The following is a 15,262-nucleotide window of genomic DNA, read 5'->3' as shown; positions in this document are numbered from 1 at the left end:
CTCCGGCAAGCCTTTTTCTTTTGTGAGACGTTTCCCATGACCGAGCCACTGCGCATCGTTTTTGCCGGCACCCCTGAATTTGCCGCCGAACACCTCAAGGCCCTGCTTGCCAGCCCTTATGAAATCGTCGCGGTGTACACCCAGCCGGATCGCCCGGCCGGCCGTGGGCAAAAACTGATGCCCAGCCCGGTCAAGCAGCTTGCCCTGGAACACGGCATTGTCGTGCTGCAACCGCCAACCCTGCGCAATGCCGAGGCCCAGGCTGAACTGGCCGCGCTGCAGCCGGACCTGCTGGTGGTGGTGGCCTACGGCCTGATCCTCCCCCAGGCGGTGCTGGATATCCCGCGCCTGGGCTGCATCAACAGCCATGCCTCGCTGCTGCCGCGCTGGCGCGGTGCGGCGCCGATCCAGCGCGCGGTGCAAGCCGGTGACGCCGAAAGCGGCGTGACCGTGATGCGCATGGAAGCCGGCCTGGACACCGGCCCGATGCTGCTCAAGGTCACCACGCCCATCACCGCACAGGACACCGGCGGCAGCCTGCACGACCGCCTGGCGGAGATGGGCCCGCCTGCGGTGGTAGAGGCGATTGCCGGTCTCGCTGCTGGCACCTTGCAGGGTGAAGCGCAGGACGACAGCCTCGCCACCTACGCCCACAAGCTGAACAAGGACGAAGCACGCATCGACTGGAGCCGCCCGGCCGTGGAGCTGGAGCGCCTGGTACGCGCCTTCAACCCGTGGCCGATCTGCCACAGCACCCTCAATGGCGAAGCCTTGAAAGTCCTCGCCGCCACCCTGGCCGAAGGCAGCGGCGCCCCCGGTGAAATCATCGGCGCCAGCAAGGAAGGCCTGCTGGTGGCCTGCGGCGAACAGGCACTGTGTCTGACCCGTCTGCAATTGCCCGGTGGCAAGGCGCTGAACTTCAGTGATTTGTTCAACAGCCGTCGTGAGAAATTTGCCCCCGGCATCATCCTCGGAGTGGACGCTTGATGAACCCGCGTTTGGCCGCCGCCAAGGCCCTGGCCGCCGTGCTCAACGGCAAGGCTTCCCTGAACAGCTCGTTGCCGGTGCAACTGGATAAAGTCGAAGACCGTGATCGCGGCTTCACCCAGGACCTGGCCTTTGGCACCGCCCGCTGGCAGCCGCGTCTGTCGGCGCTGGCGGCCAAGCTGCTGCAAAAGCCGTTCAAGGCCGCCGATGCCGACGTCGAGGCGTTGCTGCTGGTGGGGCTGTACCAATTGCTCTATAGCCGGGTGCCGGCCCACGCCGCCATCGGCGAAACCGTAGGCTGCGCCGACAAGCTGAAAAAGCCCTGGGCCAAGGCCTTGCTCAATGCCGTGCTGCGCCGCGCCCAGCGCGAAAGCGAGGGGTTGCTGGCCGAGCTCGAACACGACCCGGTAGTGCGCACTGCGCACCCGCGCTGGCTGCAAAAATCCCTCAAGGCGTTCTGGCCAGAGCAGTGGGAAGCCATCTGCGCTGCCAACAATGCCCACCCGCCAATGATTCTGCGGGTCAATCGCCGCCATCACAGCCGCGATGCCTATCTCCAATTACTGGCAGAGGCCGGCATCAATGCCAGCGCCTGTGTGTTCAGCCAGGACGGTATCGTGCTGGAGACCGCAGGCGATGTGCGCAGCCTGCCAGGCTTTGCCGAAGGCTGGATCAGTGTGCAGGACGAAGCCGCGCAACTGGCAGCCGACCTGCTTGACCTGGCGCCGGGCCAACGGGTGCTGGACGCCTGCTGCGCGCCGGGCGGAAAGACCTGTCACATCATGGAAGTCGAGCCCGGCCTGGCCGGCGTCGTCGCCGTCGACCTGGAAGCCAAGCGCCTGGTACGCGTGCGCGAAAACCTTGCGCGCCTGGGCCTGGACGCCGAGCTGATTGCCGCCGATGGGCGCGACACCGCCACCTGGTGGGATGGCAAGCCGTTCCAGCGCATCCTGCTGGACGCGCCATGTTCCGCCACCGGCGTGATCCGCCGCCATCCGGATATCAAGCTGACCCGCCAACCCGACGATATCGCCGCCCTGGCTGTGCTGCAAGGCGAGTTGCTGGACGCGTTGTGGCCGACGCTGGAGGTCGGTGGCATCCTGCTCTACGCCACCTGCTCGACGTTGCCGACCGAAAACACCGAAGTGATCGAAGCCTTCCTCGCCCGCACCAGCGGCGCGCGGGAGTTGGACATTGCCACCACCGCCGGCATCAAGCAGCCCCACGGTCGCCAGTTGCTCGCGCAGGAAGGCGGGCACGATGGCTTCTATTACGCCAAGCTGATCAAGATTGCCGCTGCTCGCGGTTGAATGATTTTTAAGGGAGTGACCGGATGAAGATCATCATCCTCGGCGCAGGGCAGGTCGGCGGTACGCTGGCCGAGCACCTGGCCAGTGAAGCCAACGACATTACTGTGGTCGACACCGACGCCGAACGCCTGCGTGGCCTGGGTGACCGCCTGGATATCCGCACGGTCCAGGGCCGCGCCTCGTTCCCCACCGTGTTGCGTCAGGCCGGTGCCGACGATGCCGACATGCTGGTGGCGGTGACCAACAGTGACGAGACCAACATGGTCGCCTGCCAGGTCGCTCACACCCTGTTCCACACCCCGACCAAGATCGCCCGGGTGCGTGAAGCGGCCTACCTGACCCGCGCCGGGCTGTTCGACAACGACGCGATTCCGGTGGACGTGCTGATCAGCCCGGAGCAGGTGGTCACCCACTACATCAAGCGCCTGATCGAAATCCCCGGTGCACTGCAGGTGATCGACTTTGCCGAAGGCAAGGCGCAACTGGTGGCGGTCAAGGCCTACTACGGCGGGCCGCTGGTGGGCCAGCAACTGCGCCAGCTGCGCGAACATATGCCGAATGTGGAAACTCGCGTAGCCGCGATTTTCCGCCGCGACCGGCCGATCCTGCCCCAGGGCGACACGGTGATCGAAGCCGACGACGAAGTCTTCTTCATCGCCGCCAAGGCCAATATCCGTGCCGTGATGAGCGAAATGCGCCGGCTCGACGAGAGCTACAAGCGCATTGTCATCGCCGGCGGCGGGCAGATTGGCGAACGCCTGGCCGAGGCCATCGAAAGCCGCTACCAGGTGAAGATCATCGAGATGAACGCGGCGCGCTGCCGCTACTTGTCCGATACCCTCGACAGCACCGTGGTGCTGCAAGGCAGTGCGTCGGATCGTGACCTGCTGATGGAAGAAAATATCGCCGACGCGGATATCTTCCTGGCCCTGACCAACGATGACGAGGCCAACATCATGTCATCGCTGCTGGCCAAGCGGCTGGGGGCGAAGAAGGTGATGACCATCATCAACAACCCGGCCTATGTGGACCTGATCCAGGGCGGCGACATCGACATTGCCATCAGCCCGCAACTAGCCACCATCGGCACTTTGCTGGCCCACGTGCGGCGCGGCGATATCGTCAGCGTGCACTCATTGCGCCGCGGCGCGGCGGAAGCCATCGAGGCGATTGCCCATGGTGACTCCAAGTCGAGCAAGGTGATCGGCCGGGCGATTCGCGATATCGGCTTGCCACCGGGCACCACCATTGGCGCGATCATCCGCGATGAAGAAGTGATCATCGCCCATGACGACACGGTGATCGCCACGGGTGACCATGTGATTCTGTTCCTGGTGGATAAAAAACATATCCGCGATGTGGAGAAGCTGTTCCACGTGGGGTTGAGCTTTTTCTGATCTGACGGAGAGACCGACATGCTCGAATCCCTGGAAAAAATGCTCGCCAAGGGTGTGGATAACTCGCTGCTGCGCTTTGGCTTGGGCAAGGGTTACCTGGACCTGAAAGACAACGCCAAGGCGGCCGAGCATTTGCAGAGGTGCGTCGGGTTTGACCCGAAGTATTCGGCGGCGTGGAAGCTGCTGGGCAAGGCACACGCTGCGCTGGGCGATAAAAGCGCAGCACGCCAGGCATGGGAGCAGGGGATTACAGCGGCCCAGGCCCACGGCGACAAGCAGGCCGAGAAAGAGATGACGGTGTTCCTGAAAAAACTCGATCGCCAAGCCTGAATGGAGATCACAAATGTGGGAGCGGGCTTGCTCGCGAATGCAGAGTCTCAGTCACTGAATGTGTAGCTGACACATCGCATTCGCAAGCAAGCCCGCTCCCACATTGGTTTTGCATCGACCTTGAGTCAGTCGCGAATCAGTACCAACGCGCCTCGCCTGGCGGGCGTTTCTTGAAGCGCTTCATGCTCCACATGTACTGGCTCGGGTAGGCGCCGACATAACGCTCCACCACCTTGCTCATCGCCGCACAGGAGGTGGCCGTGTCGGTGCTGTACATGTCTTCCGGCGCCGCTTCCAGGATCACTTTGTAGCCCGAGCCGTCCGGCAGCCGCAGGGCATGCAGGAACACACCCACTGCCTTATGGCCGGCGAGCATGTTCGGCACGAACTTGCTGGTCAGCGCCTGGGTGGCGAAGAACGGTACGAAAATCCCGGCCGATTCCGCCGGCTCCGGATCCGCGGGAATCCCCACCTGGCCGCCCTTGCGCACTTCCTTGATCACGCTGAGGATGCCTTCCTTGGTCGACGCCGCCACTCGGTTGCCCAGTTGCACGCGTTGCTTGCGCAGCAGGTCATCCACTGCCTTGAGCTTGGGCGGGCGGTAGAAAATGATCGGTTTGCACTGGCTGCAATAGAAGTGGTTCAACACTTCCCAGTTGCCCAGGTGGCTGGTGATGCCGACCACGCCTTTGCCCGAGGCCAAGGCTTGCTGCAGCACTTCCAGGCCTTCGACTTCGCGCACCAGGTCGATGGAGCGCTGGGCCGGCCAGATCCAGGCGCAGGCGCTTTCGGTCAGGGACTTGCCGATATCCATCAGGCTCTGGCCCACCAGGCGCTCACGCTCGGCCGGGTCCATGTCCGGGAAACACTTGGAGAGGTTGATCCGCACCGTGTCGCGGGAGCGGTTGGGGGTTTTCCACATGATCCAGCCAATCGCCGAGCCCACGGCTTGCACAGCGCGCCAGGGCAGCAGGGCAAACAATCGCAGAGCGCCTACCAGCAAGGCGCCTTTTAACTTTTCCACAGGTCACTCCTGATCGTGTGTGGTGCGCAAAGCGGCCATTCTAACCGGCGTTGACCAAGTCCGCGTAACGGTCGCAGTCCTGGGTGTGGTCCATGACCATGCCTGAGGCCTGCATGAACGCGTAGCAGATGGTCGGGCCGACGAACGTAAAACCGGCTTTCTTGAGGGCTTTGCTCATGGCTTCGGCCTCTGGCGTAATCGCCGGGACCTGGCTGCGATCCTTGAAATGATTGACCTTGGGCACGCCGCCGACAAACGACCAGAGCAACCCCACCGGATCCTCCAGCGCCAGCCAGGCCGCGGCATTGCGCCGGGTGGCATTGAGTTTCAAGCGGTTGCGCACAATGCCTGGGTCGAGCATCAACTGCTCGATCTCGGCATCGCTCAACTGCGCCAGGCGCTTTGGATCAAAACCGAACAAGACCTTTCGATAATGCTCGCGTTTGCGTAAAACGGTGATCCAGGACAGGCCCGCCTGGAACCCTTCGAGCAAAAGCAACTCGAACAAACCCTGCGCATCGCGCAGCGGCGTTCCCCACTCTTGATCGTGATAAGCCATGTACAGCGGATCTTCAGAACACCAAAAGCAGCGTGGCATAAGGCTCCAGGGAGTGGTGGCGGGGCCGAATCGGGTATACTCCCGCCCTTTAAATCGCAGCCCAAGTAACAGGTGAATTTTGTGAGCCAGCCTACGCCAGCCGTGCGTACCTTCCAAGACTTGATCCTCGCCCTCCAGCAATACTGGGCCGAGCAAGGTTGTGTGGTACTTCAGCCCTACGATATGGAAGTAGGCGCCGGCACTTTCCACACCGCAACATTCCTGCGGGCCATCGGCCCGGAAACCTGGAACGCCGCTTATGTGCAGCCCAGTCGTCGCCCGACTGACGGCCGCTACGGCGAAAACCCCAACCGCCTGCAGCACTACTATCAGTTCCAGGTCGTCCTCAAGCCAAACCCGGACAACTTCCAGGAGCTGTACCTGGGCTCGCTGAAACATGTCGGCCTGGACCCGCTGGTCCACGACATTCGTTTCGTCGAAGACAACTGGGAGTCGCCAACGCTCGGCGCCTGGGGCCTGGGCTGGGAAGTCTGGCTCAACGGCATGGAAGTCACGCAGTTCACTTACTTCCAGCAAGCGGGCGGCATCGAGTGCTACCCGGTGACCGGCGAGATCACTTATGGTCTCGAGCGCCTGGCCATGTACCTGCAAGGCGTGGACTCGGTCTACGACCTGGTGTGGGCTGACGGCCCGTTCGGCAAAGTGACCTACGGCGATGTGTTCCACCAGAACGAAGTGGAGCAGTCGACCTACAACTTCGAACACGCCAACGTCGAGAAGCTGTTCGAACTGTTCGACTTCTACGAAAGCGAAGCCAAGCGCCTGATCGAACTGGATCAGCCGCTGCCGTTGCCGAGCTACGAAATGGTCCTGAAGGCATCCCACACCTTCAACCTGCTGGACGCCCGCCGTGCCATCTCGGTAACTGCGCGCCAGCAATACATCCTGCGTGTACGCACCCTGGCGCGTTCCGTCGCCCAAGCCTACCTGCTGGCTCGCGCCAAGCTGGGCTTCCCGATGGCAACCCCGGACCTGCGTGATGAAGTGTTGGCTAAGCTGGAGGCTGCACAATGAGTGCTCAAGATTTCCTGGTTGAACTGGGCACCGAAGAGCTGCCACCCAAGGCCCTGAACACCCTGGCCGATGCATTTTTGGCCGGTATCGAAAAAGGCCTGCAGACTGCCGGCCTGAAGTTTGAAGCCAAGAAGGTCTACGCCGCGCCACGTCGCCTGGCGGTATTGCTGACCGCGCTGGAAACCCAGCAGCCGGACCGCAACATCAACCTCGACGGTCCGCCACGCCAGGCCGCTTTCGATGCCGAAGGCAACCCGACCCAGGCAGCCCTTGGTTTTGCCAAGAAGTGTGGCGTCGAGCTGAGCGAGATCGACCAGAGCGGCCCGAAACTGCGGTTCAGCCAGGTCATCAAGGGCAAGCCAACCGCCAGCCTGTTGCCGACCATCGTTGAAGATTCCCTCAATGACCTGCCGATCCCCAAGCGCATGCGCTGGGGTGCACGCAAGGAAGAATTCGTACGTCCGACCCAATGGTTGGTGATGCTGCTCGGTGATCAAGTCATCGACTGCACTATCCTCGCCCAGAAGGCCGGCCGCGATTCCCGTGGCCACCGCTTCCACCACCCGGAAAACGTGCGCATCACTTCGCCGGCCAACTACCTCAACGACCTGCGTGCAGCCTATGTGCTGGCGGATGCCAACGAGCGTCGCGAGCTGATCAGCAAGCGCACCGAAGAGCTGGCCCGCCTGCAGGAAGGCACGGCCATCGTGCCGCCAAGCCTGCTCGACGAAGTGACCGCGCTGGTTGAATGGCCGGTACCGCTGGTGTGCTCGTTCGAAGAGCGCTTCCTCGATGTGCCGCAAGAAGCCCTGATCACCACCATGCAGGACAACCAGAAGTATTTCTGCCTGCTGGATGTGGACGGCAAGTTGCTGCCGCGCTTTATCACCGTGGCCAACATCGAGAGCAAGGACCCGCAGCAGATCATCGCCGGTAACGAGAAAGTCGTGCGCCCGCGCCTGACTGACGCCGAGTTCTTCTTCAAGCAAGACAAAAAGCAGAAGCTCGAAGACTTCAACCTGCGCCTGCAAAACGTGGTGTTCCAAGAGAAGCTGGGCAGCGTCTACGACAAGGCTGTGCGGGTTTCCAAGCTGGCGGCCTACATCGCGCCACGCATTGGCGGCGACGCCACCCTGGCGGCACGTGCGGGCCTGCTGTGCAAATGCGACCTGGCTACCGAGATGGTCGGCGAGTTCCCGGAAATGCAAGGCGTTGCCGGTTACTACTACGCGCTCAATGACGGCGAGCCTGAAGACGTCGCCCTGGCCCTGAACGAGCAGTACATGCCGCGCGGTGCTGGCGCCGAGCTGCCGACCACCCTGACCGGTGCCGCGGTGGCCATCGCTGACAAGCTGGACACCCTGGTCGGTATCTTCGGCATCGGCATGTTGCCGACCGGCAGCAAAGACCCGTATGCCCTGCGCCGTGCGGCCCTGGGCGTGCTGCGCATCCTGATCGACAAGCAGTTGGACCTCGACCTGACCCAGGCCGTGGTATTTGCCGTCGGCCAGTTTGGTAGCAAGGTCAAGCAAGCCGGCCTGGCCGAGCAAGTGCTGGAGTTCGTATTCGATCGCCTGCGTGCGCGCTATGAAGACGAAGGCGTGGACGTTTCCGTCTACCTGTCGGTACGTGCCCTGCAACCAGGCTCGGCACTGGACTTCGACCAGCGTGTGCAAGCCGTACAAGCGTTCCGCAAGCTGCCGGAAGCCGACGCCCTGGCCGCCGTGAACAAGCGCGTGTCGAACCTGCTGAGCAAGGCCGAAGGCCTGGGCAATGCGGATGTCGACCCTGGCCTGTTTGCCGATGCCAAGGAGTTCTCGCTGAACTCGGCTATCGCCAAGGCAGAAAACGCCGTGAAGCCGCTGATCGCCGAGCGCAACTACGCCGAAGCACTGGCGCGCCTGGCTACCTTGCGTGAGCCGGTGGATGCGTTCTTCGAAGCGGTGATGATCAATGCCGAAGATGCCAGCGTGCGGAAAAACCGCTACGCCATGCTGGCGCGCCTGCGCGGCTTGTTCGTCAATATCGCTGACATTTCGACGCTGAGCTGATCATGTTGAAACTGCTGATTCTCGATCGGGACGGGGTGATCAACTGCGACTCCGACGCTTACATCAAGTCGGTGGAGGAGTGGATCCCACTGCCCGGCTCGATCGAGGCCATCGCGCAGTTGAGCAAGGCCGGCTGGACGGTAGCCATTGCTACCAACCAGTCCGGCATTGCCCGCGGCTACTACGACATCGCCACCCTGGACGCCATGCATGCGCGCCTGCGCGCGTTGGTGGCGGAGCAGGGCGGTGAGGTGGGGCTGGTGGTGTACTGCCCCCACGGGCCGGATGAGGGCTGCGATTGCCGCAAACCCAAGCCTGGCATGTTGAAAATCATTTCAGAACATTACAAGGTGCCCCTGGCTGGGATATGGTTCGTCGGGGACAGTCTCGGTGACCTGGAGGCGGCCAAAGCCGTCGACTCTCAGCCAGTTTTGGTAAAGACCGGGAAAGGCGACAAGACCCAGGCGAAAAACCTGCCGGTAGGCACCTTGATTTTTGACGATCTGGCGGCGGTTGCCGCAGAACTTATCAACAACTAGTCGCCCTCGACTTCCTGACCAAGGATTGTTCGGGAGTGCACTTTTAACAGGCGGGCGTTGTCCCGCAACGGTAAATGCTGCCATGTCGATTTTGCAGGCCATCAGAACCTTCTTCTTTTACCTGCTGCTGGGCACCAGTTCGTTTCTCTGGTGCACCCTGAGCTTTTTTATTGCGCCCTTTTTGCCGTTCAAGGCGCGCTATCGCTTTATCAACGTCTATTGGTGCCGCTGTGCGTTGTGGCTGAGCAAGGTGTTTCTGGGCATCCGTTTCGAGGTCAAGGGTGCCGAGAATGTCCCGGACCAGCCCTGCGTGATCCTGTCGAACCACCAGAGCACTTGGGAGACGTTCTTCCTTTCTGCGTATTTCTCGCCCCTGAGCCAGGTGCTCAAGCGTGAGTTGCTGTTCGTGCCGTTCTTTGGCTGGGCCATGGCCATGCTGCGACCGATTGCCATCGACCGCGACAACCCCAAGGCCGCGCTCAAGCATGTGGCGAAGAAGGGTGACGAGCTGCTCAAGGATGGGGTGTGGGTACTGATCTTCCCGGAAGGCACCCGCGTGCCCTTTGGCACTGTAGGCAAGTTCTCCCGGGGCGGTACGGCATTGGCGGTCAACGCCAACCTGCCAGTGCTGCCGATTGCTCACAATGCCGGCAAGTTCTGGCCCAAGGAAGGCTGGGCCAAGCGTAAAGGCACCATCACCGTGGTGATCGGCGAACCGATGTATGCCGAAGGGGAAGGACCGCGTGCAATCGCGGCACTCAATGACCGCGCTGCCGCCTGGAATGAAGCGCAGCAACGGGCCATGGGTTCGCTGCCGCCAGTGCCGGTTGCAGAAGACCAGCCGGTGACCTGACGTTCTGTGGATAACCTGTGTACGGTTTGTTGGCAAAGTGCGTTTTTTAGCTTGTAGGCTTATGATTTTATTACATATTTCTTAAGCTAATAAAACACCGAAAAACGTGCATAAGTTTTTTCGACCGTTGAAGACCGGCCCTCGTGGCCGGTTTTTTATGCACAGCCGTTTGACTCTTCCCACAACGGCAGTCGCAGACTGAAAACCGTGCCTTGACCGACCACACTCTCACAGTCGATCCGGCCGCCATGGCGGTCCACTACCGCCTTGACCATGCTCAGTCCCAACCCCAACCCTTCGCTGCCCTGGGCCGAAACAAACCGCCGGTATTGGCTGAACAGTTCAGGAAGCTCCTCGGCCGCGATACCGGAGCCCTGATCCTGGATGTGACAGGTCAGCCATTGCTCGTTGCGTTCGAGGCGCACCGTCACCGTGGTGCCGGCTGGGCTGTACTTGATCGCATTCTCCATCAGGTTGAACAAGGCACGGGTGAGTAACGATTGATCCGCCAGGACCATTTCCTCACCGGCCGCGTCCAGGTCATGGACCAATTGGATATTTTTCAATTGGGCCAGCAGCACCACCTGGTCAAATGCGTCGAGCACCAGCATGGCAAACAGGCTGGGCTCCAACTGATAACCATCGGACTCGGCCTTGGCCAATTGAACGAACGATTCGGTCAAATTCAATGCCCGTCGCACTTGCTGTTCGATCTGGGTAAATACCAGCGCAACGTCTGAGGCTTCATGACGCTGCACATCCAGCAACGCGAGGATTGCCGAATGGGGTGCACGCAAGTCGTGGGAGAGAAACCGCAGCAGGGTTTCGCGCTGCTGCTGGGCGTCGCGTTCGATACTCAGGTCGGTCAGGCTCAACAGCCAACCCAGCGCCACATCACCGTCAGCGGGTAACAGCGGAGCCAGTTCCAGGCGCAGGCTGCGTTGCTGAATATCGCGGAACTCGACAATTTCCAGGGCCGACAGCGGCGGGCGTACCTGCCCCTGCAGCGGTGGATAGCCCAATACCGTCAATTGCTCCAGCAGGTTCTCGGCAATCAGCTCGTTGCCAAACACATCACGGGCGATCCGATTGGCCAGCAGGATCTCCCCCGCGGGATCGGTAATCAGCGTAGCCACGGGCAGGCATTCCAGGCCATCGGCCATAAAACGCCGGGTATCGCGGGTACGGCTGACGGCTTGCTCCAGGGCCACGATACGACCCTGCAACACGTCCCCCTTGCTGACGGCGACACGACGACGTTCCGGCAGCACCTTGGGCTCGCTGTCGAGGCGCGCCAGTTCCCAGCCGAAGTAGGCGAGGATTACGCTCAGGCGGCGCCAGTTCCAGACCAGATAGCCCAGCAGCATGCCGATCAGCGTGGCCGCTGGCGACCACCAGAGCCCCAGGCGCAACATGCCCCAGGAAGCGAGGAGGGCACCTCCCATGCAGCCCAGGGTCAGCCACAGGGCATAACGCGGGCGCAACAACAGCAGGCCCAACAGTAAGGCCACCCACGAGGTGGACAGCAGGGTGGCCAACCAGCCAGGCAAGACGGTAATGCTGCGATCCTGCAGCAGCCCGTTGAGGATATTGGCCTGGATCTCGACGCCCGGTGTGGTGCCGACACTGGCCGAAAGCGGCGTCACATAGCGATCGCCCATGCCCGGCGCGGTCGCTCCCACCAGGATGATCCGATCACGCAGCAATTGAGCCGGGACCTCGCCACGCAGAACGCTGACGTACGGCACGCTGGGAAAACCGTGGTCGGCGGCGATAAACGGAATGCGGATGGCGTTGTCCCGCTGCCAATCGCTTGCATCAGAAGACACTGACAGCCCCGGCATATCCACAGGCTGGCCAGTCAGCTCGAAGGCCAGCCACGCCAACTGCGGGACCAATTGCCCCGGCGGCCCCTCACGCAAGTAAAGGCTGCGCACAATGCCGTCGCTATCAGCTTCCACGTTGATATGACCGACCCCCCTGGCACAATCACGCAGGGGCTGCACGGGGAGGATTTGCGTGAGGGGTTGCCCCAGGCGCGGCGTGCCTTCGCGAATCAACGGCAGCAGGACATTGCCGGCATTGCAGATGGCCTGGGCCAGGCGTTGATCATTGGCAGGCTCGCGCGCAGGTTCGCTGAAGATTACATCGAGCAGGATCCCGGCGGGTTTGGCGGCACTCAGTCGGTCAATCAGGTCAGCATGCAGGTGGCGCGACCACGGCCATTGGCCAAGCGCCTTGAGACTCATGTCATCAATGGTCACCAGCAGAATGCGTGAGTCCACCGGCAACGGCGTCAGACGCCGCAGGCTGTCATACAGCGGGTTATTGAAGGAAAGCCCAGGGCTCAGGGACAGCAGGGCCGTCATTGGTAGCAGCAGCAGGCTGATCCACAGCCATTCCCGGACCAACCCATTAAACAGGCGTTGGGCCTGGGTCGGCTGACGTTGTTCAGCCCGGCGCCACCACTTCACCGCGTACTACTGCACACGGGTGGCAGGGGGGTAATAGAAGATGTCATAAACGCCTGCCTCTCCTTCCAGTCCTTGTTCATCAAAGGCCGACACGCGCACGTGATAAAACGAGGCCTTGAGTCCAGTGAAGCTCAAGCGCGGTTCACTGGAGAAGTTTTCCTGCTTGATATTCATGAACGTTTTATCGGTGGCCACTTGCGCACGGTAGCGCTGGGCACCCGGTTGCGGGTGCAGGAACAATGTCCAGACCGGCGCATCGCCTTTCTGGCCGTCCTGGCCCATCAGTCGCGGGGCGGGCAATAGGTCGATGGTCTTCAACTCGCCCTGCTGCTTGAGCAACACCCCTTGTCGGGCACCGACCTTCAGTTCACCTTCAATCGGGCCCGTCTGCGGTTTTTTCTTGGCGTGTCGGCCCACGGGCAGCGGCTCGGTGCGGCTGGCGGCCACTTGGCCGTTAAGCACCTCTACAACCGATTGCTGATCGTCGTTACGCACACGAAAATGCGTGCCGCGCACGCCGAGCACGCCGACGGGTGTCACGATCTGAAAACGGTCATAGTCGCTGGTACGCTTGAGCACGTAGGCCTCGACCTGGCCTTGTTGCAGGATCACCTGGGGAATCGCCTGTTCTTCCACCAGGTGCAAACGCACCTCCGAGCTGGAAGGCAGGACAATCCGCGAACCATCGCCCAGCAACAGGCTGACAAACGCCGACGGCGAGGTTTTTACGCTTTCCTGTTCATCAATCAGCATGCCTTCTTCCAGCACACTGGGGCGGCCCTTGGCATCCAGCTTCCAGGCTTCACCGTTGAGGTGCTGGACCACTGCCGGCAGCGGTTGTGCCCGGCACATCAGGTTGTCATCAATGTAGGGCGCACGCACAGGTGCAGGCTTGGCCAAAATTTGCGGGCTGTTGATAACCAGCGCCAGGGCCAGGCTTGAGCCCAGCAGGGAAGAAAGGGAATAGTGGCGAGGAAAGAGGGTCATGGCACTCATCAAGGTTCTAGTTCTAAAAGTCCGTCAGACTGTACGTTCAGAAAGCGTCTTGCGGCGGCAGGACCTTGAAGCTTGCCTACGATACCCGATGACGCATCGAACTCGAAAGCCGTAGTAGAAAAGCCGTAGTAGAAGGGATGAGGCAATAGGAAGGGTGACACATCCCTGTGTCTGCCGGATCGACGATGCCGAACCGGATGTACATCGAAGAAATACTGTCCCTCACATCCCTCCGACAGCAGCCCGTAGCGAACCACGGTCTACAGATAATACGTCCCTGTATCGAGCGCGCTTCCCGCGCACGCCCTCCCTGTGTGTCACTCAGCGAAAGAGAATTTACCTACAAGAGTGGTGCATAGGGCGGTAGCGCAATATTTGTTCAGATTCAGAAGATCCAACGTTGGTCCTGGTCGAGCACACTTCCGTGTTGAAAAGCCTGAGGGGCGTCCACCTCTCTGAGCCCGCGTAACCAAGACCGTCTACGGGCTCGGCGTACACTGAAATTTCGTCAAGTGGCGCAGACTGTGCCGGACTGCACGCATCTACCATTTCCGTCCCAAAACCCGTTGCCGCAACCAGTATCAACATCTTTCCCCACACTCTGACCTTCTGCACGAGACTCACGTGTCCCGACAGTGCATAAAACCTGATTGCCATTGATCCTTTTCCTGAGGGGCTTGAGCCGGTATCTTTCCAGCTGGGTACACGATGTTTAACGGCCTTAGGGCTATCTGATATCAGCGTACCGAGAGATGCGAGGGGCATGAGAAACTGGCCATAATTGTTCAGATTCAATGGTGAACCAGTACGCTCTCCTCAACCGTTGCAATACTCTTCAAGAAGAAAGGACCCTGCCATGCGTGTCGCGATACTGGATGACGAACCTGCCGAATTGCGGCGGGTGGAACAGACACTGCGACAAATCCCAAGTGCCTCGGAGCAGCCATGGACGCTGCATTGCTTCGAGCGCGGCGAAGACCTGCTGCGCCAGTTGCGTCGGGAAACCTTCGACCTCTTGGTGCTCGATTGGCAACTGCCGGACCTGAGTGGTATCGCCATCCTGCGCTGGACCCGTGAACACATGGAAGCGCCGCCTCCCGTGATCATGCTCACCAGCCGCGATGCCGAGAGCGATATCGTCCAGGCGTTGAACAGTGGCGCAGATGACTATGTCAGTAAGCCATTTCGGCCGAACGAACTGAAAGCACGGGTGAGTGCAGTGTTGCGTCGTCACGGCCTGCAGAAATCTGCGGCCACTGAAGTGTTGATCTTCAATGACCTGACCTTCGACGATGCCGAACTGACCGTCACCCGCGCCGGCAGTCCCATCAACCTGACCGAACGGGAGTACCGCCTGGCACGCTGTCTGTTTGCCAACCTGGCTCGCCCGCTGTCCCGGGAATACCTCTACGAACGCTTCTGGACCCATGAAGAGATGGTGTCTTCACGACCGTTGGATACCCATATCTATCGGCTGCGGAACAAGCTGGGGCTTACGCCAGAGCGGGGTTGGCAGTTGCTGACCATCTATGGATATGGCTACCGGTTGGAGAGCGTAACCGCAGCTACGGCATAGCCGATGTTCCACGTGGAGCATTTTGGAAGCGCCCGAAATCTGGGCAATAAAAAAGGCCAACGTTAAACGTTGGCCTTTTTTGGTTTCGCAAT

13 protein-coding genes are annotated in these 15,262 nt (G+C 61.0%); 9 read left to right on the top strand and 4 right to left on the bottom strand.

What is annotated here, in order from left to right; genetic code table 11:
* Nucleotides 1–36 precede the first annotated feature (36 nt).
* From fmt to HBO24_RS18175, 4 genes are read left to right on the top strand one after another with little or no spacing between them, the layout of a single operon-like run.
* Nucleotides 37–987, top strand: a complete 951-nt coding sequence (fmt, locus tag HBO24_RS18190) for a methionyl-tRNA formyltransferase (RefSeq protein WP_115127075.1) — start codon at nt 37–39, stop codon at nt 985–987.
* Nucleotides 987–2,297, top strand: a complete 1,311-nt coding sequence (rsmB, locus tag HBO24_RS18185) for a 16S rRNA (cytosine(967)-C(5))-methyltransferase RsmB (RefSeq protein ID WP_170060069.1) — start codon at nt 987–989, stop codon at nt 2,295–2,297. Before fmt ends, rsmB begins: the two co-directional genes overlap by 1 nt.
* Before the next feature lie 23 nt (nt 2,298–2,320).
* A complete protein-coding gene (trkA, locus tag HBO24_RS18180; RefSeq protein WP_057957876.1) occupies nt 2,321–3,694 on the top strand; it encodes a Trk system potassium transporter TrkA in 1,374 nt (457 codons plus the stop codon).
* Between the two features lie 18 nt (nt 3,695–3,712).
* Nucleotides 3,713–4,024 (top strand): hypothetical protein, encoded by a 312-nt coding sequence (locus HBO24_RS18175; protein WP_057439283.1) that lies wholly within the window; start codon nt 3,713–3,715, stop codon nt 4,022–4,024.
* A gap of 136 nt (nt 4,025–4,160) precedes the next feature.
* Here HBO24_RS18175 and HBO24_RS18170 read toward each other — a convergent pair whose 3' ends face one another.
* Nucleotides 4,161–5,048 carry a lysophospholipid acyltransferase gene (locus HBO24_RS18170; protein WP_057439284.1) on the bottom strand — a complete coding sequence of 296 codons (888 nt, stop codon included), beginning with the start codon at nt 5,046–5,048 and terminating at the stop codon, nt 4,161–4,163.
* Nucleotides 5,049–5,088: 40 nt separating this feature from the next.
* Nucleotides 5,089–5,646, bottom strand: a complete 558-nt coding sequence (tag, locus tag HBO24_RS18165; RefSeq protein ID WP_057439285.1) for a DNA-3-methyladenine glycosylase I — start codon at nt 5,644–5,646, stop codon at nt 5,089–5,091.
* Between the two features lie 81 nt (nt 5,647–5,727).
* Between tag and glyQ the strand changes: the two genes are divergently transcribed.
* From glyQ to HBO24_RS18145, 4 genes are all read left to right on the top strand, one after another.
* Complete coding sequence (glyQ, locus tag HBO24_RS18160; RefSeq protein WP_003213601.1) at nt 5,728–6,681, top strand: glycine--tRNA ligase subunit alpha; 954 nt, start codon at nt 5,728–5,730, stop codon at nt 6,679–6,681.
* Nucleotides 6,678–8,732, top strand: a complete 2,055-nt coding sequence (gene glyS, locus HBO24_RS18155) for a glycine--tRNA ligase subunit beta (RefSeq protein WP_057439286.1) — start codon at nt 6,678–6,680, stop codon at nt 8,730–8,732. The genes glyQ and glyS overlap by 4 nt, the downstream gene beginning before the upstream one ends.
* Nucleotides 8,732–9,271, top strand: coding sequence for a D-glycero-beta-D-manno-heptose 1,7-bisphosphate 7-phosphatase (gene gmhB / locus HBO24_RS18150; protein ID WP_170060088.1), 540 nt, complete (start codon nt 8,732–8,734; stop codon nt 9,269–9,271). Before glyS ends, gmhB begins: the two co-directional genes overlap by 1 nt.
* Nucleotides 9,272–9,353: 82 nt before the next feature.
* Nucleotides 9,354–10,124, top strand: a complete 771-nt coding sequence (locus HBO24_RS18145) for a lysophospholipid acyltransferase family protein (protein ID WP_057957875.1) — start codon at nt 9,354–9,356, stop codon at nt 10,122–10,124.
* Nucleotides 10,125–10,279: 155 nt separating this feature from the next.
* Here HBO24_RS18145 and HBO24_RS18140 read toward each other — a convergent pair whose 3' ends face one another.
* Entirely contained in the window at nt 10,280–12,598 is a 2,319-nt protein-coding gene (locus tag HBO24_RS18140; RefSeq protein ID WP_170060068.1) for a CHASE2 domain-containing protein, read from the bottom strand.
* Nucleotides 12,599–12,604: 6 nt separating this feature from the next.
* Nucleotides 12,605–13,594: a FecR domain-containing protein gene (locus HBO24_RS18135; protein WP_170060067.1), complete on the bottom strand. Its 990-nt coding sequence runs from the start codon at nt 13,592–13,594 to the stop codon at nt 12,605–12,607.
* A gap of 856 nt (nt 13,595–14,450) precedes the next feature.
* Here HBO24_RS18135 and HBO24_RS18130 point away from each other — a divergent pair.
* A complete protein-coding gene (locus HBO24_RS18130) occupies nt 14,451–15,170 on the top strand; it encodes a response regulator transcription factor (protein WP_057439289.1) in 720 nt (239 codons plus the stop codon).
* Nucleotides 15,171–15,262 lie beyond the last annotated feature (92 nt).

The sequence above is a fragment of the Pseudomonas sp. WS 5410 genome (assembly GCF_012985645.1).
Lineage (GTDB): Bacteria > Pseudomonadota > Gammaproteobacteria > Pseudomonadales > Pseudomonadaceae > Aquipseudomonas > Aquipseudomonas shahriarae.
The sequence above is the reverse complement of the archived record's forward strand: the minus strand, read 5'-3'. Positions and strand labels throughout refer to the sequence as shown.

Coding starts and splice junctions, on each gene's coding strand:
- tag (WP_057439285.1), bottom strand. CDS start 5,646: ATGCCACGCTGCTTTTGGTGTTCTGAAGATCCGCTGTACATGGCTTAT.
- HBO24_RS18130 (WP_057439289.1), top strand. CDS start 14,451: ATGCGTGTCGCGATACTGGATGACGAACCTGCCGAATTGCGGCGGGTG.
- HBO24_RS18135 (WP_170060067.1), bottom strand. CDS start 13,594: ATGAGTGCCATGACCCTCTTTCCTCGCCACTATTCCCTTTCTTCCCTG.
- HBO24_RS18145 (WP_057957875.1), top strand. CDS start 9,354: ATGTCGATTTTGCAGGCCATCAGAACCTTCTTCTTTTACCTGCTGCTG.
- fmt (WP_115127075.1), top strand. CDS start 37: ATGACCGAGCCACTGCGCATCGTTTTTGCCGGCACCCCTGAATTTGCC.
- rsmB (WP_170060069.1), top strand. CDS start 987: ATGAACCCGCGTTTGGCCGCCGCCAAGGCCCTGGCCGCCGTGCTCAAC.
- glyS (WP_057439286.1), top strand. CDS start 6,678: ATGAGTGCTCAAGATTTCCTGGTTGAACTGGGCACCGAAGAGCTGCCA.
- trkA (WP_057957876.1), top strand. CDS start 2,321: ATGAAGATCATCATCCTCGGCGCAGGGCAGGTCGGCGGTACGCTGGCC.
- HBO24_RS18175 (WP_057439283.1), top strand. CDS start 3,713: ATGCTCGAATCCCTGGAAAAAATGCTCGCCAAGGGTGTGGATAACTCG.